Origin of the sequence: Sporosarcina sp. UB5 (assembly GCF_050859005.1) — a bacterium.
Classification (GTDB): Bacteria; Bacillota; Bacilli; order Bacillales_A; family Planococcaceae; genus Sporosarcina.
On record NZ_CP125984.1, the window covers coordinates 3,131,875 to 3,157,687 of the forward strand.

Annotated in this window: 23 protein-coding genes; 3 read left to right on the top strand and 20 right to left on the bottom strand. The window is 42.2% G+C overall.

Annotated features, from left to right (window positions below):
• Positions 1 to 29: 29 nt before the first annotated feature.
• The 14 genes from QM454_RS15785 to QM454_RS15850 all read right to left on the bottom strand — a co-directional run bounded on the left by QM454_RS15785 (position 30) and on the right by QM454_RS15850 (position 18,805).
• Positions 30 to 2,627 carry a VWA domain-containing protein gene (locus QM454_RS15785; protein WP_432359657.1) on the bottom strand — a complete coding sequence of 866 codons (2,598 nt, stop codon included), beginning with the start codon at positions 2,625 to 2,627 and terminating at the stop codon, positions 30 to 32.
• Positions 2,611 to 4,377 (bottom strand): vWA domain-containing protein, encoded by a 1,767-nt coding sequence (locus QM454_RS15790; protein ID WP_432359660.1) that lies wholly within the window; start codon positions 4,375 to 4,377, stop codon positions 2,611 to 2,613. Before QM454_RS15790 ends, QM454_RS15785 begins: the two co-directional genes overlap by 17 nt.
• A 14-nt stretch (positions 4,378 to 4,391) precedes the next feature.
• Entirely contained in the window at positions 4,392 to 5,264 is an 873-nt protein-coding gene (locus tag QM454_RS15795) for a DUF58 domain-containing protein (RefSeq protein WP_432359663.1), read from the bottom strand.
• Positions 5,264 to 6,256, bottom strand: a complete 993-nt coding sequence (locus QM454_RS15800; protein ID WP_432359666.1) for an AAA family ATPase — start codon at positions 6,254 to 6,256, stop codon at positions 5,264 to 5,266. The genes QM454_RS15795 and QM454_RS15800 overlap by 1 nt, the downstream gene beginning before the upstream one ends.
• A gap of 22 nt (positions 6,257 to 6,278) precedes the next feature.
• On the bottom strand, positions 6,279 to 7,751 hold the full coding sequence (locus QM454_RS15805; RefSeq protein ID WP_432359669.1) for a hypothetical protein: 1,473 nt from the start codon (positions 7,749 to 7,751) through the stop codon (positions 6,279 to 6,281).
• Positions 7,752 to 7,764: 13 nt separating this feature from the next.
• A complete protein-coding gene (locus QM454_RS15810) occupies positions 7,765 to 8,616 on the bottom strand; it encodes an ABC transporter permease (RefSeq protein ID WP_432359671.1) in 852 nt (283 codons plus the stop codon).
• Complete coding sequence (locus QM454_RS15815) at positions 8,613 to 9,545, bottom strand: ATP-binding cassette domain-containing protein (protein WP_432359674.1); 933 nt, start codon at positions 9,543 to 9,545, stop codon at positions 8,613 to 8,615. The genes QM454_RS15810 and QM454_RS15815 overlap by 4 nt, the downstream gene beginning before the upstream one ends.
• Positions 9,542 to 11,953, bottom strand: coding sequence for a hypothetical protein (locus tag QM454_RS15820; protein WP_432359677.1), 2,412 nt, complete (start codon positions 11,951 to 11,953; stop codon positions 9,542 to 9,544). Before QM454_RS15820 ends, QM454_RS15815 begins: the two co-directional genes overlap by 4 nt.
• Positions 11,954 to 12,034: 81 nt before the next feature.
• Positions 12,035 to 12,928: a LysR family transcriptional regulator gene (locus tag QM454_RS15825; protein WP_432359680.1), complete on the bottom strand. Its 894-nt coding sequence runs from the start codon at positions 12,926 to 12,928 to the stop codon at positions 12,035 to 12,037.
• Complete coding sequence (locus QM454_RS15830) at positions 12,912 to 14,402, bottom strand: MDR family MFS transporter (protein ID WP_432359682.1); 1,491 nt, start codon at positions 14,400 to 14,402, stop codon at positions 12,912 to 12,914. Before QM454_RS15830 ends, QM454_RS15825 begins: the two co-directional genes overlap by 17 nt.
• A 79-nt stretch (positions 14,403 to 14,481) precedes the next feature.
• A complete protein-coding gene (gene cbpB, locus QM454_RS15835; RefSeq protein WP_432359685.1) occupies positions 14,482 to 14,919 on the bottom strand; it encodes a cyclic-di-AMP-binding protein CbpB in 438 nt (145 codons plus the stop codon).
• A 118-nt stretch (positions 14,920 to 15,037) separates the two neighbouring features.
• Positions 15,038 to 15,274 (bottom strand): hypothetical protein, encoded by a 237-nt coding sequence (locus QM454_RS15840; protein ID WP_432359687.1) that lies wholly within the window; start codon positions 15,272 to 15,274, stop codon positions 15,038 to 15,040.
• Positions 15,275 to 15,349: 75 nt separating this feature from the next.
• A complete protein-coding gene (fadH, locus tag QM454_RS15845; protein ID WP_432359689.1) occupies positions 15,350 to 16,108 on the bottom strand; it encodes a 2,4-dienoyl-CoA reductase in 759 nt (252 codons plus the stop codon).
• 990 nt (positions 16,109 to 17,098) lie between these two features.
• Complete coding sequence (locus tag QM454_RS15850) at positions 17,099 to 18,805, bottom strand: putative bifunctional diguanylate cyclase/phosphodiesterase (protein ID WP_432359691.1); 1,707 nt, start codon at positions 18,803 to 18,805, stop codon at positions 17,099 to 17,101.
• Positions 18,806 to 19,021: 216 nt separating this feature from the next.
• Here QM454_RS15850 and QM454_RS15855 point away from each other — a divergent pair, with 216 nt between their 5' ends.
• Positions 19,022 to 19,486 carry a YkyB family protein gene (locus QM454_RS15855; protein ID WP_432359694.1) on the top strand — a complete coding sequence of 155 codons (465 nt, stop codon included), beginning with the start codon at positions 19,022 to 19,024 and terminating at the stop codon, positions 19,484 to 19,486.
• 122 nt (positions 19,487 to 19,608) lie between these two features.
• On the opposite strand, the gene QM454_RS15860 is transcribed toward QM454_RS15855, so the two are convergent.
• The 5 genes from QM454_RS15860 to QM454_RS15880 all read right to left on the bottom strand — a co-directional run bounded on the left by QM454_RS15860 (position 19,609) and on the right by QM454_RS15880 (position 24,156).
• Positions 19,609 to 20,481 carry an NAD(P)-dependent oxidoreductase gene (locus tag QM454_RS15860; RefSeq protein ID WP_432359697.1) on the bottom strand — a complete coding sequence of 291 codons (873 nt, stop codon included), beginning with the start codon at positions 20,479 to 20,481 and terminating at the stop codon, positions 19,609 to 19,611.
• Between the two features lie 148 nt (positions 20,482 to 20,629).
• Positions 20,630 to 21,754, bottom strand: coding sequence for a hypothetical protein (locus QM454_RS15865; RefSeq protein WP_432359699.1), 1,125 nt, complete (start codon positions 21,752 to 21,754; stop codon positions 20,630 to 20,632).
• A gap of 62 nt (positions 21,755 to 21,816) precedes the next feature.
• Entirely contained in the window at positions 21,817 to 23,025 is a 1,209-nt protein-coding gene (locus QM454_RS15870; protein WP_432359702.1) for a DUF58 domain-containing protein, read from the bottom strand.
• A complete protein-coding gene (locus QM454_RS15875; protein ID WP_432359705.1) occupies positions 23,025 to 23,960 on the bottom strand; it encodes an AAA family ATPase in 936 nt (311 codons plus the stop codon). The genes QM454_RS15870 and QM454_RS15875 overlap by 1 nt, the downstream gene beginning before the upstream one ends.
• A gap of 16 nt (positions 23,961 to 23,976) precedes the next feature.
• The gene (locus QM454_RS15880) at positions 23,977 to 24,156 is read right to left on the bottom strand and encodes a Spo0E family sporulation regulatory protein-aspartic acid phosphatase (RefSeq protein WP_432359708.1); all 180 of its coding nucleotides are present in this window, start codon (positions 24,154 to 24,156) and stop codon (positions 23,977 to 23,979) included.
• A 183-nt stretch (positions 24,157 to 24,339) separates the two neighbouring features.
• Between QM454_RS15880 and QM454_RS15885 the strand changes: the two genes are divergently transcribed.
• Together QM454_RS15885 and QM454_RS15890 are read left to right on the top strand one after the other, a co-directional pair.
• Positions 24,340 to 24,528 carry a YkvS family protein gene (locus tag QM454_RS15885; RefSeq protein ID WP_432359711.1) on the top strand — a complete coding sequence of 63 codons (189 nt, stop codon included), beginning with the start codon at positions 24,340 to 24,342 and terminating at the stop codon, positions 24,526 to 24,528.
• 47 nt (positions 24,529 to 24,575) lie between these two features.
• Positions 24,576 to 25,214, top strand: a complete 639-nt coding sequence (locus QM454_RS15890; RefSeq protein ID WP_432359714.1) for a hypothetical protein — start codon at positions 24,576 to 24,578, stop codon at positions 25,212 to 25,214.
• A gap of 90 nt (positions 25,215 to 25,304) precedes the next feature.
• Here the strand turns inward: QM454_RS15890 and QM454_RS15895 are convergent, their stop codons facing one another.
• The gene (locus tag QM454_RS15895; RefSeq protein WP_432359716.1) at positions 25,305 to 25,745 is read right to left on the bottom strand and encodes a MarR family winged helix-turn-helix transcriptional regulator; all 441 of its coding nucleotides are present in this window, start codon (positions 25,743 to 25,745) and stop codon (positions 25,305 to 25,307) included.
• Positions 25,746 to 25,813 lie beyond the last annotated feature (68 nt).

Sequence of the window (25,813 nt, forward strand, 5' to 3'; positions counted from 1 at the left end):
ATCTCCCAAACGAGGAGATAAGGGTTTTTCTAACGTTTCCTTTTCGCTTTTAATAATTCGGAGACGTGATCTTCTGTTTTGACGGTCGGGATTTCATCCACATCATTCTTTTCTTTTCGATTAAGCAAACTTGAAAACATGCCGAAACGGCGCAATGTTATATCGATGAAAAACAATATCATCGCCGACAGAATGAGCCAATCTGCAATCAATTTCCTGTCGCCGCTTTTAAACGGATGCGCTCGGAATGCTTGTGCTGGATCTTCAAGATACTCGCCGCCCGTCCTTTCTGCTATTTTCTCAAGCAGTGTGACGTCAGGTTCGGACGGCTTAAACTCTTCACTATAAGGGACGGAAACACCTGCTTCAAACAGTCCTCCCCTATCATCCGATACACCGAAGAAAACAAGACCTGGAGCTGCATCCAACGTAACCCTCACTTTCCCTGGTGCCAATGGTTCTGATTGGAAAGGTACGTCCTTCCCTTGCTCATCTACAATCGCAATTTCCAGAAACGCTGACTTCCGGGAACTGTCTGTAATCGTATACGTTCCACCCCTGTCGTGGGTAATTAAGTAAGGAACGTCTTCGTAAGAAGGAAGCAATCTAGAGACCGCTGTATTCCAGAAGTCCGGATAGCCTTCCCACCTCGCAAGATCACCTGACCACTTCCCAGTCGAGTCCGATGTAAACGCTACCGTGCGTCCGAGTCCGTACATCCATTCTGCAATGACCGGATCTTCTTTCGGACTTTCCGCAACAATTGTCGCTGTCGCTTTTGGAGTCGTCGCAATATAAGCGTTCATCTGCGGGACGCCTCGCTGGAAGATAGATGTCCACTCAGGCACATTGCCCAATGAAACGTAGAACGGATCATCTTCAATGTACGTCCTTGTTAGCATTGATGTTTCCCGGGTCAATATTGCAGGAATTGTTGACTCGTCAATGGCATTGTAAAATCTTCCACCGCCGAGCTCCGCCAATTCCTCCAATAGTGTGCTGTCCGCATCAGTCCCGATTGCAACGGTCGATAACGTGACATTCGTATTTTTGCCTTCCGCTATAACGTCTTCGTAATCCGGAGGCATCGGTGATTGTCCATCCGTCAACAGAATGATGTGCTTCCGTTGAAGCTTCAAATCGGCCAAATCTTCATACGCTTTTACGACGGAAGGAAATATATCAGTTCCACCACCTGCTGGAATAGATAAAATCTGCTCCATCGCATCTTGCTTATCTCGTAAAGGTCCAACCGGGATGACTTCCCAAATTTGATGATCAAACGCCGTGAAGCCGAATGTATCATCATTACGAAGCAACTCTACAGCTCTCGCCGCGGCTTCCCTTGCAATGACGATTTTCGATCCAGACATACTGCCCGATCGGTCCAATGAAATGACGAGTCCAAGAGATGGGAGTTGCTCTTTCCCCTTCACTTCCATTTCTACTGGCAATAGACGCTCGATCGGCGACTTGAAATAACCTCCCAAGCCATAACTTTCATCTCCTCCGACCATCATGAATCCTGTCCCAAAACTTTTGACTGCTTGCTCGATAACAGTCATCTTATGTTCTCCAACAAGATGGCCCGGTACATTGTCAAAAATGATAGCGCCGTACCCTAAATATCCGGATAATGATTCAGGTAGTTTATCGGCGTCTACTACATCGACTTCAATCGCATCTTGGTCGAGCAACGACGGAATAACGGAAGGGCTACGCTCGGTTTGTACGACTAGTACTCTTGGAGATTGCTCTAGCATCGTAACAGAGAGCATTCGGTTATTTTCAAGAAGCCCATCGTTAGGCACGATTAACTTTGCTTCGTATTTCAATAGCCCTGTTCCCCTTGCTTCATGATGAAATGCGAATTGATTCGCTCCTTCATCGAGGGTCACCGGTTCACTAATAATTTCTTCATCATTCAAGTAAATTAATAACTGACCTGCCGTCCGGATCGATGACTCAATTTCTACGCGCAATAATTGACGCTCCCCTTCAAAGGCAGTTTGAGGTGTCTCGAATAAGGAGATGGAGGCATCTTCATTATTCGCTCGTCTTAAGACGACCGTATCAATTTGGACGTTGCTATTCTCATATTTCGGCAAAAGCTCCTCAACAGAACCTTCCGTCTCAAGCCCATCGGACAATAGAACAATTCTCGTCGCTGCATTCACTTTTGCAACCGCAGCGGACAAATCAATTGCATTTGCAATATTTGTCGCACCATTCGATTCCATCGGTGCAAGCTTCGGCACTTGTAATTCAGCATTCGTCAACCGGATATCTGTCCGGAACGTTCCGGCAAATGAATGTATGCCGACAGATTGATTCGCATTTCTTGCCTTCAAACTTTCTGCAATCCATACTTCCGCCGCCTCGCCGGCCTCCTCAACGGATACGGATCGATCGACGACGAAAATAATTTGTTCCTCATCATCGGGCAACATCATATACGGAACGGTAAGTGCAAAAACGACACACAGGATAACGAGGCTCCTTAGCGCGTAAAGTATTGTTCCTTTCTGCGCGAACCGCATGCCGGAAGACTTCCAAGTATATGCCATATAAATCATTATCGGCACGAGCAGCAATAGCCATAACGGCTCCTCAATTCGGATATCCACGACGTCTTTGCACCTCCCACTCTATCAATAAAAGAAGGAGAACTGGCAAAAGGAAAAGCCATCCAATCATTTGTTTTCCTTCTTCTTTCCCAATTTCATTAGCTGGTCCAGATCCAATTTTATAGCCGGCACCGTAGGCGGTCGATTTCTCATCCGGTTCCAGTTGAACGGATAAATAACGTTCTGTCCCGCTATCCATTAGTTTATAAATACCCGGTTTTGCTGGGGCAACAAAGTTTCCGCCAGCAGAATAGGTTGCAACATACTTATCTTGGATCGTGAAAATCTCGATTCCTTCCACTCCACTTCCAGTTAACACAGCTTTTCTTTCATTCGGGGCGAACGTTCCAGCGACATCACTACCGGATCGCAGCAATTCCATCGAACTCCAAAAGAATAATGGAAATGATGGATGCAACGGCCAATCGGTCAAACCGACATCCGTCAAAATGAGTATATCGCCTCTAGGTGATCGCTGAATGAACGGTTTGCCATCAATGGAAGCCAAAGTCGAAAACCCTTCGAATGGTGGATAAAGAGCGCTCACATACACATCTTCAATAGGAGCAATTGCAAATAGTGCATCATTCACGGATTCCACTATGCCTGAAACCGGCTCGGTTATCGAATCATTTCTGCCAATTAATAATATCGGCTCAGTCCCTTTCTCCAAAAAGGAAGTTTCATTCGTCACAATTAACGCATGATCCTTTGCAGCAGACATTTCATTAATAGAGCCCGAACTAACATCTAGCCCAATCGCTTCAAATGCTTTCTTCACCAATTCATGCAATTGATTATCGATAAGTACTTCTGATGACTCATTGCCAATGACGATAAATGCATCATTATCTATGGCGTAGTCATCTTCCACTTCCAAATGGACGTGAAATGCCGGCAGCTTAGGCAAACTTTTGAATGAAAGAAGAACGTCCGACTCTTTATCAATGGAAAAATTTTGTTCGGCTAGTTTATCGCCCGTTAAGCCATTGTTGACAATCACTTTCCCCTCCTGTTTGGAGAGTGTTTCATTTGAAAGCTTAACGATTGCCTCTGTACCATCCGCGGTATGTATGGCACCAAATTTTCCGATGGCGATATTGTCTAATGGACGTTCATTCGTATGAACCGTCCAACTGATTCCACTTACACTTTCCATAAATAATGAACGGTCAAGATAATCGGTGAATATATGGACATCCGCCCCTGTTTCGGAGGCAATCGATCTAACAAAATCGAGTGAACGTCCAATAAACTCATGTTCATAATTCAACTCAAGTTTGTCAATCGCGGCAAGGACTAGCTTTTCGTCGGCCTCTTCCCTCAACAACAGAGCAGGTTCCTTCCCTGTTGTTATAATGGAGATTGACTCACCAACACGGTCATCTGCAATTGCACGCATCTTTGCTTTACTCTTTTCCAGTAACGACATTTCACTATCGATAGCACCCATACTGGCGGAAAGATCTACGACAAAAACAGTATGGCTGTCAGCAACAGTATCTTTCGGCAAGAAGGGACGTAGCAAAATGAATAACAAAAGCAATAAAGCGGCCAGTTGTAAGTATAACAATGCATTTCGTTGTAAGTTTTTCAAGTACGGGGAAACCTTAGTTTCCCGCATCGATTGCTCCCAAAACAAAGTGGAAGAAATCGTCGTTGTTACATACTTCTTTCGGAAGAAATAATAAAGAAGGACGGCAAACGGGAAAATTGCCGTCCATAAGTTACCGAGTTGATCGAAACCCACTTAGCCGCCTCCTTTCAACGCAACCATCCTGCATGTCTCATTTTTTTCGTAAAACTGTCCATAGCACCTTCTGCAACTTCCGCACGTAGCAGTTGGATGCCATATTTTCTCGCTAAAGCTGTTAATTCAGCTTCGTGCTTCAACTTTTTTTCTTTATACTCTTTAACAATTCTTTGATTCATCGACACTTCAACGACCGATCCACTTTCCACATCAACGAAGCGGACATCCCCTTCGTAATTAGGCAGCTCTTCCACTGGGGAGTGGACAGTTAGAATTCTAATATCTTTGCAAATCCCTGGTAATCTTCTGAACAACCGTTCCCATTTATCCAGCTGTTCCAATCCATCGGTAATTATAAACAAGACAGTCAATGCCTTCGGGACATGCTTCAACACTTGATCTGCAAAATCCCCTTCAGAAACTGGTTGTTGCAATTGCGATACGTATTTTGAGAATGACGCCCGATGCAATGCACCTTTCTTTCGGAAAAAATAACTCTGATTAGCAGACCACGTAGAAAACGAAACGGTATCTCCACTTTTTAACGCGATATGTCCTAACCCGATCGCCAATTGACGTGCGAAATCCCACTTCCCGTCTGTCCCCATCGACTTTGTGGAATCGAGCAATATATGTACCCGCATCTCTTGTTCATCTAAAAATTGTTTAATGAACGGCTTATCCGTACGGGCAAACACATTCCAGTCGATATGACGCAAATCATCGCCGGGATGGTATTCCCTGAAATCCGAAAAGTCTAATGAAGTCCCGGTTTTACTAGAACGATGTGTCCCTTTATGATGTCCTAATCTTCGTGCTCTTGAATTGATCGATAACGAACCTAATCGTTTTGATAAACGATCAGGAAAGAGGTCATCCTTCATTAAACTTGCGCTCCTTGGCGAATGTTTTCCAATAGTCGATCGATGAGCTTATCAACATCAATCCCTTCCGCTTCCCCTTCGTAATTGATGAGGATTCGGTGCCGTAAAGCTGGTTTAGCTACCGTTTTAATATCCGCAATCGATACATGGAAGCGCCCCGCCATTAATGCCCGTGCTTTAGCAAGCCGGATAATCGATTGCAATCCGCGGGGACCGCTTCCGTATTGAACATATTGGTTCCACTCGTCTTCGGCATCTGTTCGATGATGTGTCGCAGACACGAGATCGACGGCATAATCCAACATTTCATCCGCAATAACAACTGATTTTGCCATTTCTTGGGCCAATACGATTTTTTCCGTATCCATTACTTTTCTAATAGATACTGTATTCGGTCCTGTCGTCCTAAGCATAATTTCCTTTAATTCTTCCTTCAATGGATACGGCAGCAATATTTTGCATAAAAAACGGTCCATTTGCGCTTCTGGCAACGGATACGTCCCTTCCATTTCAATCGGGTTTTGCGTCGCAAGCACAAAGAACGGTTTGGACATCTTCCTTGTTTCACCAAGAACAGTGACCGTTTTTTCGCCCATTGCTTCCAGCAAGGCACTTTGCGTCTTCGGTGTCGCACGGTTAATTTCATCCGCCAACACCATTTGGCTAAAGATCGGACCTTCTTTAAAGACAAATCGTTGAACGCCCTCTTGATTCCGCTCCAAAATGCTCGTTCCTGTAATATCAGCAGGCATAAGATCCGGCGTAAATTGAATACGTGAAAAAGACAAGTCCAGTACTTCGGAAATCGTCCGGATTAACATCGTCTTACCTAATCCCGGCAGCCCTTCGAGCAACGCATGCCCATCCGCTAAAATAGAATACAACGAAAATTCTACGGCTTCCTGTTGTCCTACAATGAACTTTCCGATTTCGTCCCGCACTTCTTTTAGTGTGTTACTCATTTCTTCAAATTGTTCAGGTGAAAACGACATTTGTACAACTCCCATCCTTTAGTCATTCAATTGATGAAAAGTAATCGGAAAGAACGCGCTGTAAATCTGCAGGAAGATTCATTTTATCCGCCCCTTTTAAATACGCGTCTTTATAGCTTCCGACCACTTCTTGATATGGTCGTAATGTTCCTCGTTCAACAAGTCCATCACGCTCATATTGTTCGATAAAATCCCCTTCGCCAAGCTCGCCTGCTACAACAGATGGATCATTGTAACTACCGATTCGATCGAATGGGATAGAAAGTAGATCGCGCCCACCTGTACCAGTTCCCGCGCCAGGCCCGGACCCTTGACCTTGGCCTTGACCCTGACCTTGACCTTGACCCTGACCTTGGCCTTGGCCTTGGCCTTGGCCTTGGCCTTGACCCTGGCCTTGACCTTCGCCTTGACCTTCGCCTTGGCCTTCGCCTTGACCTTCGCCTTGACCTTCGCCTTGACCTTCGCCTTGACCTTCGCCTTGACCTTCGCCTTGACCTTCGCCTTGACCTTCGCCTTGGCCTTCGCCTTGACCTTCAGCTTGACCTTGGCTGCCTCCACTACCGCTCGCTTGAGGCTGTCCTGTGCCAGGCTTTGCGCCTGTACCCGGCTGGCCGTTGCTTGTTGCAGGTGGAATACCGGCATTTGCCAAAGCTGGCAATGATGGTGCTTTACCTATTTTATTTAATGCAGTTTGCGCTTTCCCCGCTTGCTGTGCGAGTTGGTCAACAAGTGATTTAAGTTCTTCGAGCTCTAATTCCTCGAATTCACTCAAGCCGTCTTCAGAAGCATTTTTCTTTTCGGCTAATCGCTGCTCCTGTAATTTAAACTCTTTTTGCTTCTTCACGATTTCCCTTAATGTTTCTTCAGTCGTTTTAGTTTCTTTTAGTTTCTCCACAAGCTCTGCCAATTCTTTTTTCTGCTCGGGGTTTTTCTCCTGTTTAGCTAGATCCGCTACTTCTTTTTTCAGTTCCTCGACAATTTCCTTTTCTTTCGCAACAACTGTCGCTTCCTGCTGCGCTTCAGAAGGAAACATGAGCAAGAGAACAGAAATTGAAAGTAGAAATAGAAAACCGGCGAGCATCTTTCCATTCACATACTTTTTATCGCGTTTCTTAAATTGGTTAAATGCATTTCCAACTGCACTGTCCGCCCGTTGTACAATTGCTTCCGCAAAGTTCGATCGTTTAATACGATCATCTAATGCGGTCACGAGCAAATTGTCCGGTACATAATGATCCAACTTCCAAACAGCCTCGTGAAGACGGACGTTTTTCACAAACAGCACGACGACTGTTCCAATTAAAGTCAGTACAGCAATCCAAAATGCTATTTTTTCATATTGAGGCAAAATGAACAGTCTGGAAGCAGCAAGAAACAATGTAGACAACAAAGCGGCCATGAAAAGCCCCGTTTGCGAACGATAAACCGCTCGCTCGAAGCGGAGTAATCTCAATGCCTTTCTGACATAACGATGCAATGCCGTTTTCTCTTCCATCTGTCTCACCCTATCATTTTAATCGTTTCATATTAACTCGAAGTTTTTTTACTGCAATGAAAAGCGACAATACAGTAATGATGCCATAAAAAATCAAATATCCAGCCCAAATCGGGAAGTCGATTTTCGTCATGTCAGCAATTGACTGGTTCAACCCTGGTGATAAAAACGTTGCAAATAGCACTGCAGGATTAATAGACGCCAAAAACTGTCCGAGGTAGGATGGTGATGTTGTCGGGAGCGATCCCATATGAGTAAATGCTTTCATTTGCATGACGATAAGGAATAGAAAACCAGTCACGACAGATAAGAATAGCATCGTCCCATATGTTGCAATCATTGAAACAATTGTTCTTCGGATTAAAGTCGAGAACATGACACCAATGCTTCCGATCGCAAGCAATGTGACGAATAAGAATAGAAATATTTTGATAAAATCGCCCGGTGAAATCCCACCAAATAAAAAGACTAAGCTGTAAACAGGCAGCCCTGCGATAATGAGAAGTAATAGAAAAGCAACTGACGATAACATCTTCCCGGATATTATCTGAAATGAAGTTTGTGATGTCGTCAAAAGAATTGGCAATGTTTGCTTCTCCCTTTCCGAGCTAATCGAGCCCGCCGTCAACCCAGGAGCTGTAAACAAAACGAGCCCGAGTTGAATATAAGAAAGAAAAGAGAACAAGACAAAGCTTTGACTTGGCCTGAAATAAGAAGTTCCTGTTAAATTAACGTTCAGAAAAATATATCCGAAAACGAAAATGCACATTGCCAACAGGAAGAAGAGGATTCCATTAAACCCTTTGAATGAACGGAATCTCAACTTCAATTCTTTAAAAAGAACCGGATTATTAAAATTCATCATGAGTCGGCTCCTTTCGTTATTTCCATAAAGACATCTTCCAAATTTGTGACATGCTCCATAAATGAAACAATCGGTAAATTGGTAAGTACCGCACGTTTTAACATTTCAATCTGATCTGCTTCCTCACCTTTGTATACGAAAGAAATTCCTTCTTCGCCTTCCAGCTTTTCAATCGAGGTGACATAAGGCTGTTCTTCAAAAAATGCGATTGCCTCCGCAGATTGCTCAGCTAAGCGAACGGTTATCATTTTTTCTCCTTGCAACTTTTGTTGAATTTCAGCGACTGACCCATGCGCGATCAATTTGCCATTGTCAATGACTCCGATTTCATCACACATCTCTGCTAACTCAGGTAAAATATGAGAAGATATTAAAATCGTCTTCCCCATCCCTTTCAGCGTCTTTAAAATATCGCGCATTTCAACTCGCGCCCTCGGATCCAACCCTGATGCGGGTTCATCCAAAATGAGCACTTTTGGGTCATGAATGAGACATCTAGCCAAACATAATCTCTGCTTCATACCTCGTGACAACAGGTCAACGTAAGAAGACCTCTTATGCGACAGGTTTACCAATTCAAGGAGCTGCGGAATAAGCTTCTTCCTCTCCTCTTCCGGGATTCCATAGCTCGCGCCGTAAAAATCGAGATATTCATCGGCTTTTAACTGATCATACACTCCGAAAAAGTCCGGCATATAGCCAATTAGCTTCCGAATGTCAGCAGGTTTTTCCCGTACGCTTACGCCATTAATGAAAACATCACCCGAAGTCGGCTGTAGTAAAGTTGAAACGATTAAGAATGTCGTGGACTTACCTGCTCCATTCGCACCAACAAAGCCAAAGACTGTTCCCTCGTCTAACGTTAAATTCAAATCATCAAGGGCGGTGAATTGTCCGTATTTCTTCGTTAATCCTTTAATCTCAATCATTTCTTCACCTCACCATGCAGCTTGATTTCAGGAGCTTGCGCTTCATTGCCATGCTGTTTATTGTTGAACTCCAATTTCAACATTACTTTTCCATCTGTAGTAATATAGTCAGCTATCGAATCCAACGTCAATTTCCTTTCGGATTCAAGTGGATCGTAAGTTTTCGTTTTGTCATTCCAAATTTGCACGCTATACAACTGTGTTTGTATTTTCGAAATATCAAGCGATTTCCACGTAGACACTTTTTCCATGAGGTCTTCCGGAACTTGCCACGTCTGAATATACGTATCCTCGTCAAAATAATACGTATTCAACGCATACCCTAATGGATGTGCCTGAAAATTATTTACTTCAGAGTAGAGGCTCATCGTCATCATCTCATGGTCTACAGTGAAGCTTCCGCTAAACTCGACTGTCGGTGTGAATGACTGTGAAAGCAATGTTAAGGAATCCGTAACTGCCTTCGTTTTTTCCAGTTCAATCGGAACGAGTTTTGTATCTGTGTAACCGATAAGCGCCGGCTTCGCATCATTGTTCATAAATTCGCCAGAAAATGAAATAAGGCTATCTTTTCTCATTTTCTCCAAATCATCTGTCGTTGTCGGCATATGTCCCATATACATCGAATTGGAAGACCGTTTTCGAATCAAAGTCGACGTCTTTAATGTTTCATTCACCTTCAACGTTTCTCCAGGACCTAAATCTCCTACTTTTATGCGACTCGTGCCTGACCAAATTGCTAAGTCTTTCACAGGGAATGGGAAATTATTCGTAATCTCACCCGTCAGTTGCTTATCCTTCACGTTCAAGTTAATATCGAAATTCCCAATTGAATCCAACGTCGTTTGCCCATAAACTGTTGCGACATCCCAATAACCAATATCCCTTAAATGCAAGTTCGAATTTGTTGCACTCCTCTCCAAAACAGCTCTTTTATGGGAATTGGCTCCCATCGAGTAGCCCCCGAAAAAGCCATAAGAGTAAGGAGTATACGTCGACATTGTTGTTTCCTTAGGTGCTGAAAACACAAAGTCGCCTTCTTTGTTTGTCAAAATTGATTCGACGAAATAGCCGGTCAATCTCCCATCTTGTTCAACTTCAAATATGGATGTTTGCTGGAGCTGAGCTTGCCCGATCCTGTCGCGCGCACCATATGCGAAGATGAAGACAGACACTGCTACAGAGATGGCTGGAATAATCCACCATGCATGTTCCCGCTTGTCTTTCCGTTTCAAGATAATATATAAGACCGGAATGATAATAATAATATAAAACAGAATTACCCCGAACAAAATCGGAGCAGATACTTTAAAAGAAGGAAAAAGTTCATTGGAGTTCCCGATTGTCCACCGTAAAGATTCCATCGGGTCATTGTAATAATGCATCATACCTCTTGTAGCCATGGATTGGCTTGTAGTATCGAGCATGTTTTTCCAAACTGTCGAAGAACCATGCATTTTAGAGAACGGTTCATCCCCTACCGAGAAAGCTGTTTGCAAAACGATACCTTTTCCAAGTTGCTTCGAAGCAGCAAGAATGGTCGCTCCCTTTGAAAAAACAACTTTCGAATCGGGGTTTAATGTCGCTGTAGCAATCGTAATTTCTTTATCGAAATCATCTCTGGACGTCCATTCATTGAATACTTCCGGCCCAATAGACGTCTTTCCGTTTAACGTCAGTGGCAAATATTCCGCAAATATACCGGATTCCGCCTCCAAATGATCCGAACTGCCGAAAATAATTATGCCGCCTGAACGTACCCAGTTCAAAATAGCTTGTTGCTGAGCCTCCGACATGTCTGCAATCGGATATTCATCAATAATAATCATATCGGTCGGTCCCCAACCAGCAGCTTCTTCCGGCAATGTTGCAATTTTTGAAGCATCGATCATTTGTGTACTAGGATAGTTGTTCAGACGTACCCCTTTCAAGGCAGACAAACGATCAATATTGTCAGTGAAAGCAGTCATAATTTTTGTCTCATCATGAAACATCGCGACTGTAATTTGTTGTGTTCCTTTATGACTAATTTCTTTGCCCTTTTTCCAACCGCCTTCATAAAAGAAGATAGACTTCGAATTCATCCCATACATATTGTAATCGAACATTTTCCGATTAATAAATGTTACGGTTTTCGTTTCGCCAGCCGGAATATCGAGCGCAAATACTTCACCGACACCTGATTCATATGAGTGCTGTGTATCAATGATCATATCTCCAGTAAATGCTGATGTTCCGTCATTTTCAATTTCAACCGTAATAGGTGCTCCTTTTCCGAATTTTGCTTTCCCATCAAATCCTGCAGTTACCTTCACTTTCAAGTCAGGAGCGGCAGATGCATGGATGGCCGGCAAAAACAAGCAAAAAGCAAATAGCGCGATTATTAATCGCCACTGTTTCTTCCACATTTGTGATCCCCCCTATTGGACACCGCCAATATTCTGTATACCTCTCCTAATTAGTACGTAACAAAATTAGGAAAGTTCCATTCACTTCATTTTCCCCCTTAATTTTTCAGCGTGTTTGTCGAGAACTTCAGTAAAAGCACTCACTTGCTTCAGTTCAAAAGTGGAATCATATCCGATTAACCATGTGTCCCGCGTTAATTCAAATTCTTCCTCACTATTTAACAAAGGAATTTTATTCACTTTCTCGTCTCCCGCCAATGTGATGGACGGTAAAATTGCATAACCAATCCCATTCAATGCTAATTGTTTACACGTCTCAATCTGGTCAACTGTAATTTGCCTTTTAGGGTACTGTGAAAAATGACGCTGCCACCACTGCTGAATTTCCATATAATAATTCGAATCACTTTTAAATTGAATGAACGGCCGCTCCGTATGCTTTAATTCCTCGATAGATGTAATTTCACGATCGACGAGGTAGAGACGGTCCCTGAACAAATACGATTTCCTACTTTTCCAATCGACTTGTCCCCGGACAATTCCTACATGCGCTTCTCCATCATAAAGCGCCTTAACAATTTCAGAACTCCAGCCCGTCATTAAGGAAATCTTCGCATCGGGGTACGTATTGACAAATTCCTTTAACACTTGCGGTAGCCACGTTTGACCGACGATGGATGCACAAGCAATTTTAAGCGTCCCATGTACTTTATCCGCCAACGAAGCGATCATCTCGGCAGTTTCCTCTTTTTTCAAGATTGTCTCTTTAGCAAATGAAATAACAAGCTCACCGGCCGGAGTTGGCTCTAGCCCTTTCTGGGAGCGAATGAATAGCAGCGTTCCCCATTCCTTTTCAATCGTCTGTAGGCGTTGGGACAAAGCGGGCTGGGATAAGAAAAGCCGTTCCGCCGCCTTACGCATATTGCCCTCTTCCGCTAACGCTTTAATAATTTCCAGTTCAGTCGTTGTTGTCATGTAGAACCACCTTTCCCCTTGGTATACGCAATATGAGCAACAGGCTAATTACTGCAAATACAAGGACTGCTATATATACCCATTGCAATGACCCATCCAGTGCTGTCTGCAAAATATGCAACTTTGAAATTGGCAATGTCAACCTCGAATCTTCGGTTAATAAAAGATTAATATCGTTCACTTCAAAATCGAGGTTACTTTCCCGAAATTTCGACATTAACGATCCATTTAATACTGCGCCGAAAATGGCCGCTCCGACCGTATTTCCGAAGTTCCGCATGAACATGTTTGCGGCGGTTGCTGATCCCCTTTGCTCCCGGCTCACAGCACCTTGAATCGTCACGATAAACGACGTGCTCGTCAAGCCCATTCCGACTCCGATGAAAAAGCTAGAGAACGCAGCCCATAATGGACCCGATCCTCCCGACATCCAAACAAACATTAGCGAACCCGTTACGAGTGAAATGCCACCTGCAAACGAAACTGCAAAAGTTCCAAATCTAATTAATAAATGTCCAGCGACGGAAGAAGCGATTGGCCACCCGATCGACATCGCGGTTAATGTAAACCCTGCAATCATAGCAGGCTGTTCCATTACCCCCGTCACATATGTAGGTAAATACGAGGACACGCCAATAAGTATGACACCCGTCGTCAATGATACGAGATTAGCGTAAAGAATGACTGGGTTTTTCCAAATGGAGAAAGGCATCATTGGCTCCTTCGCTTTCCTTTCCATTCGTATAAATAACGTAAATAACGCCACACCTAATAGGAGTAGCAGTAAACTTGCCGATGAAGCTCTGCTGAACGATTGTCCTCCTTCAACGAGCCAAAATAGAATAATGGATAAAGATGTAGTTAATAATACGGCACCTTTAACATCAATAGCTACTTTTCTTTCCGTTACCGGTTCATGTAGAAAGAAGAAGATTCCTGCCATCGCTAGCAAACCTAACGGGACATTGACCCAGAACACATACTTCCAATCCCAATACTGGACGATCAGTCCACCGATAACCGGTCCCGAAACCGCCGATACCCCCCAAACACTCGATAAGTATCCTTGAATCTTTGCACGTTCCTCTGTGGAATAAATATCGCCGACGATCGTTGTCGCTATCGGCATTACAGCTCCAGCCCCTAAGCCCTGAATCAATCTAAAAACAATGAGTTGCTCCATCGACGATGCAAATCCGCAAAGAATCGAACCGAAGAGGAAAATAGATAGACCAACGAAAAATACCGGCTTTCGGCCGAACAAATCAGCCAACTTTCCATAAATGAGCACAGTAACTGTACTCATTAGCAAATACGCGGAAAAGATCCAACTATACCTCGAAAAACCGCCTAGTTCTCCAGCAATCGCAGGCATTGCCGTTGATACGATCGTCGCTTCAACAGCTCCAACAAACATCGCTAGCATGACAGATATAAGAACGAGAGGACGTATTGTTTTATTATGTTTATTCATTCATATACCCCTTTCAACCAAAAGTCCTAGAAATAGTAAAAGGCCCCAATTGGAGCCTTCTATTCAGTGAGGTTTCACTTTATTTCATGTAAAGATATTTTTTAAATTCCTTCAACATGACTCTTCTCGTCAGTATACCCGCAAATGTGCCGTCTTCTTCAGTTACACATAGGAAGGTATGGTTAATGAGCAAATCTAATCCTCTTTGAAATTTATCAGTTGTTTTTATGGAAGGTATGTCAGTTTGCATAATGTGATCGACTTTCAGATCAGCTAGCTTTTCATATTCAATCCGCTCCATCCCTAAGATAGAGTCCGTAATCATTCCTATTCCAAGCAATCCTTTCAGATGGTTTTTAACATCAATGACAGGTATTGCAGAATAGCCGGTTTTCGTCAGAACGAGAAGGGCGTGTTCCGCGTTATTACCGACTTGCACACATGCTACTTTTTCAGCAGGTATTAGATAATCAGCAATCGGCACCTGAAGAAAATCCCTGCTATTTACAGAAATCATTGAAAATCGCTCCTTCTGATCAAAAGCTGTCATAACAATTCTACAATCCTATCATACCATAAGAGTTCATGAACATCCCATCGAAACTTGAAAAAGCTATGCAGAAGAAAACCTCTCCCTAGATGGAAGAGGCCCAGTAATAGAAAATTACAATTTTCATGAACAGAGCTGCCACAACGATTACCCAGAAAATCGGGTGCAATGAAAATTGATGTTCTTCAACGACTTTCGGTATCGTATGATTTTGTTCATTAAGAGATGGTGCGGCGACTGACTCCCGTTTCCTCACTGTATTCCATCCAATAAGGCCAATGATTGTGAAGACGATTGCTAACGGAATTATCCATATCGTCATTTTTGTTATTGCCTCCCTTTGCACAATTTGGGAATAGGATGTGCATAGTTGGGAAAAAGATACTCATTACTCATCTTAAAAAGGATATTGATTCAGCCATTGGCCACCATCGAGTGTGACGATTTCGCCGTTCATGTAGGATGCTTTGTCGGACATGATGAAAGCTGCTAATTCTGCAATTTCTTCAGGCTGGCCAACACGTCCAAGTGGGACGGAATTGATGGTGCGCTTCACCGCTTCTTCGGATTGGAATAGGCGTTCCGCTCCACCTGTACGCTCAATCGGTCCAGGAGCAATTCCGTTCACTCTAAAGCCAAACTTTCTTCCCCATTCAACAGCAAGCGTTCGTGTCAACGACATGACGCCTGCCTTTGCTGCGGCTGAATGAACAACACCAGGACCGGCATCCCAGGCATAGGTCGCAAGCATGTTTAAGATGGCTCCTTTTTGCCCTTGTTTAATCCAATAATTACCTACTGCACTTGTGCAGTAGAACGTTCCGTTCAAAACAATATCAATAACCGAATTCCAGCCATTCGGTGAAAGCTCTTCCGCATGGACGATGAAATTTCCAGCGGCATTGTTTACAAGTCCGTCAATTTTTCCGAACTTTTCATTAGCAAATTCAACCATCCCTTGGACATGTTCAATGTTTCGTACGTCCATCTGATACGTGTGCGCACGTTCCCCTATTTCCTCTCGTGCTGCTTGCAAGCGGTCTGCGTCTCGTCCAGTAATAATGACATGCGCCCCTTCATCAGCAAATTTCTTCGCCATGAATTTTCCCATTCCGCTCGATCCGCCTGTTACAATAATCACTTTTTCTGCAAACATAATAATCCCCCTTTGTTATGAATGAATATTCACTCATAATTGTATCATAGCTTTCTCCAGTAAACGACTACTAGAAAAAAGATGATTGATTAAAATTTTTTGTGTTATTTCTCATGTACAAAATTGATTTTCAAAAAGTAGAATCTTGGACGTGTTGATTTCCACTCCAGGCGCACGCTTCATGCCATTGTCAAGTTTTCCACTTTCTTATTTACTGTTATAAATGAATTAAAGATGCATAGTCCTGTCAATATGCTGTTGCTTTCCATTCCGGCGCTCGCTTTCCGCGGGCATGGCTTGAGCCTCCTCGGTCGCAAAAGGCGTGCGCCCTGCGGGGTCTCAAGGCTCATGCTATTCCCGCAGGAGTCGAGCACCTGCACTCCAAGCAACAGATGCCCTAAATAAATAATAATTAAAATGCAAAATAGACCTGACACGTAATGTTTCGACGGATTGCTATCTACTGGATACTTAAGCTTACCCTGCAATGTTTCTACTTCGGTATTTATATTCACCATAAAACCTTCCACATAATACTTGACAAGCTCTTGATCAAGGTCCTTAGGAACTTTTGAAACACATCTGAAAAATATTGTTGAAGCGTTCTGAACAAATCTGTTTTATTTCTTTCATGTAGTATTTTCGTGCAATTCTCCTTGGAGAGTTTAGTCAGCAGATTTTACTATTTAAAAAGAGGCTCTTATTTCCTTAACAGTAACCAAGCATTATATGTATCCTCGTATATGCCAATTGATTGGAGTGGAAATCGGCGACTCCTGCGGGAACAGCACGAGCTGAAGACCCTGGACTGAGCGCAGCGAGGGAAGCGGCTGAAGTCGTGCCCGCGGAAAGCGTCCGATTGGAACGGAAATCAATGGTTTGTAGTAGAATAAACCTTTACAATCCACCCACATATATTTCACTCATACAAAAAAAGACTTCCCTTTCACATGACGAATAAGCGTCACTTAAAGGAAGTCCTAGTCTCAGTTATGTAAAGTACTTTTCGACAATTTCCGAAGCAGGAATCGCTTTGCTGAATAAAAAACCCTGTGCCTTATGGCAATCCGCTTCTCTCAAAATCTTCGCCTGTAAATCTTTCTCTACACCTTCCGCAATAACTTCCATACCGAGGTTGTGAGCAAGATTTATGATCGTCTTTGCAATCGCCTCATTCTTTTCATCAAGTTCAATATCTTTAATGAAAGAGCGATCGATTTTTATAATATCAATCGGATACTTCTTTAAATAGCTGAGTGATGAATAGCCTGTTCCAAAGTCATCAACAGAAATGGTTACCCCGATATCTTTCAATTTCTGTAATGTTAAAAGTGTATCTTTCATATTCATTAGAGCTGATTCCGTAATTTCAACTTCAAATGATGAGGGGCGGATTCCATACTTTTCAATAATCCGCTTTGCTTTTTCAGCGAATGCACCATCTTGAAATTGTTTCGATGAAATATTTACAGCAATACGAACAGGTCGGAATTGCTTATCTTGCCATTCCTTCAACTGTTTACATACAATTTCAAGTACCCAATCCCCAATGGAATTGATAAGACTCGATTCTTCCGCCATCGGGATAAATTCAGATGGAGAAACGAAACCAAACTTTCGGTTATTCCATCTTAATAGTGCTTCAAAACTGTCGATCTCACCCGTTTTCAAATTTACTTGAGGCTGGTAGTACAACTCTAGCTCATTAAACTCAATTGCTCGTCGCAAATGGGCTTCCATTAAGGCTGTATCTGTGAAAGTTGAATTCATCTCATCTCGGAAAAACCGGTAATGGGAACGGCCACGCTCTTTTACGAACCGTACCGCTTGCTCAGCTTTTTGGAGTAGCTCCTCCAATGATGTTCCATCGTCAGGGAAAACTGAAATACCGATTGAAGATGAAAGAAAATATTCTTGGTGGTTGTAATAAAACGGCTTTGTAAAATCAGTTAATATCTTTTGTGCAAGCATTTCAGTTCTTTCAATGGAATGGTTTTGCAGCAAAATGATATATTCATCTCCACCATTCCTATATAGTTTCCCCTCTTTTGGGCAAACAATCTTCATTCGATCGGCGACCATTTTCAGTATTTCATCCGCACCATTTCTTCCAATTGAATCGTTAATCGTAGTAAATCGGTCTAAATCCAACTGAATCATTGAAAGTTTTTCATCACTTCGTCTGGCATACTCCGCGTCAACGTCAAAATGTTCCTTCAACGCTCTCCTATTCCACAATCCCGTCAATTGGTCATGGTAGGATAGGAATAAAAGTCTTTCATTATTTTTAAGATGAAACGTAGTGTCCCTTAGTAGTAAAATAATTTCCTCTATATCTCCTTGTCCAGAAACCGGAATTGTCTTGACGTATGTGGATACATATTGTCCTCGCTTATGAAACAACATGATCCCTTCCACTTCAATTGATTCACCAGAAAATGAACGTGACAATAGGACATTAAAATCGTTCATCTTTTCTGCGTCAACTAAATCGATTACGGCTTTACCCGACAAGTCATTCAAACGATAGCCAAATGCTTTACGGACAGCGTTATTTGCATACGAAATACGGCCATTCCGATTGACCGTAATAATTGGATCCAAGTTATGTTCGATGATGGACATATATTTTTGCTCGTACTCCAATCGTACCTTTCGTTCCATCATCAATTCTTCTTGTAGTCTGTTATTGTCCATGAATGCCTCCACGCATGTCGCCGCTCCTATGTACAATAATTTGTTATAGACGCCGAAACAGATTTTTCTACTATATTTGACAAGTATACCTGTATTTCAGACAAAAAAATAGCCGTTTGCAAACATTTCGGTTATTTTGAGTAAATCACTTTGAATATGTATAAGAAACGAGTATGATATGGAAAGGATATTCAATATGAAACGAGGGGGAATCCATTGAAAAAAGAAGAAATACGTCAACTCGCCATTGCCATTTATACGGTGAACCGACATGCGAAAACAGCAACAAATAATCGTGAGCTTTATTCATTAAAAAATAGAGCGATTCAACGACTACTCCAGTCGGGGGATGCTACAAAAATCGGCTTGCACTTTGTTGACAATCCTCAGCTTAGCCAGCAAAGCTCCACTGTACTCGTTAAGTGCAGCGATTTCCTCTTTCATACCTTACCGGAAAAAGGCGACTTCACGTCCCTTCCCCATTTGGGCATTCAAGACCAAACTTTCCGCAATCCGCAAGAGCGAATGAATTTGAAAACAGCGAAGGACTTACTCATCGATTTTGTCGGAGAGGCAAATGTGCAAAAAACGGTGAGGAGAAAGACATTTACTCCTAAACGTTCGAGGCCGAAAGTATCCAACACCCAATCATTCCGTTCATCTTATTTGGATGGAAAGTAAGAATAGTGCTAGCAACAAAACAATAGCTGTTCAGTCAATTGCTTCAAAACGATTGACTGAACAGCTTTTTTTGAACGCGTATGTATACGCGTTGGATGATGGACTACGAAATTCGGACAAAATTATGCGCGCTCATATTGTTTATATAGCACTTGTGTCCCTTTTTCCCCATACCCTTCTTCAACGAGCTCATTATACATTTCTTTCGCCAATTGCAAACCTGGCAAAGGCAAATTCATTTGTTCCGCTTCCACCAAAGCGATATTCATATCTTTTAAGAAATGCTTAACAAAAAAGCCCGGTTCGAAATCCTCTTTAATTATCCTTGGGGCCAAGTTCGATAACGACCAAGAACCTGCCGCACCCGATGAAATCGATTCCAGAACCGTTTCAGCATCAAGTCCGGCTTCTTTCCCATATGCCAAAGCTTCGCATACGCCGATCATGTTCGTTGCAATCGCAATCTGGTTACACATTTTCGTATGTTGACCCGCTCCCGCTTCTCCTTGATAGACAATTTGCTTGCCGAACACTTGCAAAATAGGAAGAACTTCGTTAAATGTCTGTTCCTTTCCTCCACACATTATAGAAAGTGTCCCGTTTTGCGCACCGACATCTCCGCCCGAAACAGGAGCATCTAAAGAGGAGATTCCCTTCCGTTCAGCATCTGCCGCAATTCGCTTCGCCAATGCTGGACTTGAGGTAGTCATATCGATGAAAGTCATCCCTTCACGAGCACTATTAAAAATTCCATCTTCCGAATAATAAACTTCTTCAACGTCGGAAGGATAACCAACCATCGTCAAAACAATGTCTGCTTCCGCAGCTGCTAGTCCAGCCGTTTTAGCCCATTTTGCCCCGAGGCCAATGAGTGCCTCCGCCTTTTCTTTCGTACGAGTAAAAACAATCACTTCATAGCTCGCATGTAATAAATGCTTAATAATGCTACTACCCATTACACCTGTTCCGATAAATGCAATTTTCTTTTTCCCCATCATAATCCCTCCATCTTTACTTACATTATCCATTATAGGCGTTTATACAAAAAAAAGGAGGACAGATCCTAAAGTAGGACCCGTCCTTAAAAGGGGGAAATGAGAATGTTGCTGTGTTCAATTATAATGTCCCCCGTTTCCCCTGTTCTTAAACCTCTTTTTTGAAAAAAATTCGTTTTATTTGTTCGATTTCTCGAACGAATTCGGAATGTTCGATTTCAGTAGGCGTGCGTGAGCCGTAGCGAACATCATTATAAATCGATAAAATCAATTCACTCTGCTTCCAGCCCATTCGTGAAAACCATTCTTTCACTGTTTCCCCGTGCATACGAGTTAAATTATACTCTTGCGCTTCCTTTTCGAATTGTTCGAATGTTTTTCGGACTTCATCACGTGCGGATGAATAGTCATACAATAACGGACGCTTTTGTACGTTTTTTTCCTTTCTGCCTTTAAAAGAAAAAGAATAGCCATCCAATTTTTCCACTTCCCGCTTCTTTCCTTTTTTCCGTATTAGAATGAAAGCGATTGTAAAAAGAATACCTAAAGCGACTGCCATCGTAGAATATTCAAAGATGGATGAAGTAGCGCCATAAGTAGTCAATTCATCTTGCAATTCAAAGTCAATATATTCTTCTACGATTTCTTCCATGTTTTCTTCTATAAAATTTTCTGCGCCTGATTTAAAAAAGTTAAGTATTGGATCCATACTCTTCCCGAACAGCGTAAGGGCACCAGCGAAAAGAAAGCCCAATACTTCTATTATTGCTCTTCTCACAGGATTGAGTGCAAACAAGACGACAGTAAAGACGACAGCGCCTAATCCGATAATAAACCCGAATATCTTGCCTGCTTCCCACACTTTAAAATTGCGCAATTGCCTACTGTTTATTGAAATAGAAATCATACGAATGAAAAAATATAGGAATGATGTAACTAGGAAGAGAATGAGCTGCTGCTTCATAAGCACTTCCGGGTGATTATGGGCAAACATTAATCGTGCCAAGAAAAAAAGAATGACGAAAACAAGTGTGTTAACGGTTAAAAATGGCCACCCTTGAATTCTGGATCCATTGAAATTCGCTTGAATCCTCCACAAAACATATACGAAGAAAATGAGCATATTCATAAATGGTGCGTCGAAGAGCAGTATAGGTGCTGTGAGCACCAATGCCAACCCAGCCCCATAACCGAGAGAATAGTCGCGGTTGTAAAAAAGTAAAAAGGCGACGATTCCCCCAATAATCGAAATGAATAGCCATACATAAGGCATTATGGACCCAACTTCCCCTAAAAAGAATACGAATATATAGGACAGGGGGAACATTTCGACAATTATGCGTTCAGATAAGTTGAATCGGTTTCGGTCTTTTTCGTATTTTGTTTGTCCCAAATCCTTTCATTCCTTTCATGGGAATTATCCAAAATGACTTCATAGCGTTTCACCCATTGCTTAGCGAGCGCTTTAAATCGATTACTTTCATGAGTAATCAAAACGACAGTTTGCGAAAGCTGTCCCGTCCCTTCCATATGTCGAAGCATTTCATCGAATTGCAGCTTTGCATGTTTGTCCGAAATTTTAGCAAGCATGACCATTAATTTTTGAAATTGAATTTTTCCTGATCCGCTAGGCAATAACAAATACGGCGTCGAACCGAAACTGCGTATATTGATAGCGACGGAGTAAGGGATATCGTTTTTCATACAATATTCCGCATACGAAACGAGCCGCTCGACCTTTTTTTCAAAGTCTGAAAATCCCCTATCTTTTTCAATCGTGTTCAACATTAGGACGACACTTTGCGAGCTGACAGGAAGAAATTCCTTCGTCTGCAATTTTTGCATCCGTGCACTCGCAGTCCAGTGAATCTGGTCAAAACGATCATTTGGCATATAATCGCGTGTACCAATCGGTTGGAACGTATCCATAAATAACGATTGCTTTTGTTCGATATCCCCTGGTTTGAAAGGTGAAGATTTTAATTCTCTTTCAAGCGGAATCACCCTAGGGTATACTAAGCTTTGATAAAAAATTGGTTCATTCAGCTCCATATTAACAAAGCCATCTCCAAAAAGATGTGGGATTTCCAATACAACTCTTGTCACACTTGACATCCCTCTCTTTTTTCCTTCGAGAGGAATTCGGATTTCCGTTTTTTTATTGCCACCAATCGCAAATGGGACCGTCAAATCATAAATTCCGCTATAATGTTTTGTATTGTCCGAACTTGGCGCGACAGCATCTTCAAGCGAGAGGGTTAACGTTCCATTCCAAATTGGTACAGGCCCATTTTCGAACTCCATAACAAGTACTTCCTCTTCACCGATCAAAATTCGTTTCTGTTTCGCTTTAAATTTAATCGAGAGGCCCTGGCCGACTTTTGAAAAGTAGATATTTTGAAATGCAAGCATTGCAAAAACTGCTGCAAAACAAGCGGCAAGCCACACTTGTAAAGAGATGAACGCATACGTGAAAAATATAATGGTAACGGCCATCCCTTGATGAATCGATTTGAAGCCATGTTCATAACGTATCCACTTCATTAGACAGTCGCCTCAAGCGGTGCTGTAATAGAATTTATAATTTCTTCAAGAACTTCTTCGATTGTTTTCGTCAAGACCCCTTCCGTTGATAGTTCCATCCGATGCAATGCGGCTGGTGGAAGAATATATTTGACGTCATCCGGAGTAACATAATTTCTGCCTTCAATAAAAGCTTTCGTCTTCGAAGCCTGAAAAATTGCTAATGCAGCACGGGAACTTAGTCCGAGGTCCAAGTAAGGATGCTCCCTTGTCGCACGGACAATTTTCAATATATACTTTTCAATATCTTCATGGACGGTCACTTCAGCGGCTTCAGCGGCCCAAGTACGAACCGTATTAGCATCGATGATTGCCTCTGTCATAATCTGTCCCGGATTCTTACCATAGTGCCGTAGTATTTCATGCTCTTCTTCAAACGACGGGTAATCGATCGTCAACTTGAATAAAAACCGATCTAATTGAGCTGCTGGCAATGGGAAAGTCCCTTGCTGCGATTCTATCGGGTTTTGTGTTGCGATGACCATGAATGGCGTCGGCAAAGGTAGCGTCTCCCCGTCGATTGTCACTTGTCTCTCTTCCATCGACTCTAAAAGACTAGATTGTGTTCGTGGAGTTGCTCTGTTTATTTCATCTGCCAATAATATGTTTGTAGAAACCGGACCGGCTTTCAATATAAAATCCTGGGACTGCGGATTAAAATATCGAATACCTGTCACATCTGAAGGTAACACATCCGGCGTAAATTGCACTCGTTTGAAATCCCCTTTGAAAGCATTCGCAAAGCTCTTAGCCATCAGAGTTTTACCCGATCCGGGTACGCTCTCAAGCAATACATGCCCTTGTTGCAATAACGCAATGAGCATCATATCGAATTCTTTCTCTCTACCAATAACAGCGTTGTTCAATTCTTGCCGAAAGTCTTTAATTTTCACCAATGATATCCCACCCTTTCTAGTTCTCTACCCCTTCTAATTGTCCAGGTATTCTTTCTCGGGAATTGTATTCATTAATTAAACGATCAAGCACTTCGCTTATTTTTAACGTCTCAATTGAAGCTAAGCCCTTTTGTCCCGCAATCGTCATCAATTCCTTGCGCGTCGATTCAATTTCAGCTTCCAAATTACGATGCATGCGCAAAACCTCCCGAGTTTCAATCTACCTGAATAATCATTATACATGATTCTATCCAGATAAAGTAATTAAATAACCTACATTTTCAGACAAATTAAAACGTTTTTTTGAATGAAAAACTTTACGTCAACGACTTTTTAAGGCAAACTATAAAAGATAATCAGTTTAAGGAGCTGTTCAATTATGAAAATAGCAGAAGTTGGAAATATCATAGAGTTTAAAGATGGTTTACAAGGAATCGTAGAAAAAGTGAATGAGAACTCTGTAATCGTAGATTTGACTTTTATGGAAAATTTCGATGAACTGGAACTCGAGGAAAAAACTGTAGTCAACCATAAGCGCTATACAATTATCCACGGGAGCGATGAATGAAACATTTATCACCTTCGTTCGTCCAATAAAAAAAGGAGGGATTTTCAATGAAATTTAATTGGAAAATAATATGCACAGGATTTGTAGCTGCAATTCTCCTTACTGCTTGTGGTACTGATAATGCAGAACAACAAGATGGAACTAACGAAGAACAAATCGTCGATGAGACAAACGGTAGTTCCACAGGTGGAGCGTCAACAGATTCTGAATCTGCGTCAGGCGCAGATAGCGACAACGGTGAACAGTCCACGGGTGATGCAACTGAAGCCGTACTGACGGAAAGCGATGAGCAAGCATTCGCAATGGAAGTTTTGCCTGGGTTTACGTTAACGAGCGAAGAGCCCGGACGCGATGTCTTATATGCTAATGATGAGCCGAGAGCTTTCATGCGCATTGAAACGCAGCCGACCGAGGATGGAACGTATGAGTATTTATTGGAAAATGTGCAAGATGTATTGAAAGCAGCAAGTAACGGCGAAGCGCCTGAACAATTGATGAATGTATTTACGGAAGCCTCTCAAAAAGGAATTGAAAAAGCTAAAGCATTCAAAGTAAATACCGAAACAGGACCTGTTACGGGAGTCGTTTTTGAAAAGAATGGTATGGTCGTCAGACTTACTTTGTTCGACAATCTTGATGAAAAGTACAAAGACGATTTCTTGAATATGGGACAGACAATTCAATAAACAAAAGCGAAGGGTCCTCGCCCAGAGTCTAAATATGAATAACAAAACGCCGAACAGATTATGCCTGTTCGGCGTTTTTTATGATAGAAATTATGATAAGTTCTTTATCGATAACCCTAATTTTCTCAACAGCTCAATTGCCGCCTCTTGTTCTGTTTCCGAAAGTGCGGACATCAATTCGCTAATTTTCTCTTCGTGGGACGGGAAAATCTCTTCAATCAATTCTTTACCCGCAGCTGTGATCGACATATATGTAATTCTTTTGTCTTCTGTGCAAAACACACGTTCAAGAAGCCCTTTTTTCTCGAGCTTATCTACGACATATGTCATCGATCCACTGCTCAGTAAAATTTTTTGACCAATTTTTTGAATCGGCTGCCTTCCCTTATGGTATAGAAGTTCAAGGACTGCAAATTCTGTTGGATTTAGCTTATACGTCTCTATCAGTTTATTCGCCTCTTCTAAAACAACCTTGCTTGCTCTTGAAAGGACGATGAATAATTTCAAAGCACGTTCTGTATTATTTACCATTGTTCATATCCACCTTTTGTTTTCCTGTCAGCGACTCGCCACTATTATATATACAAATGGACGAATAT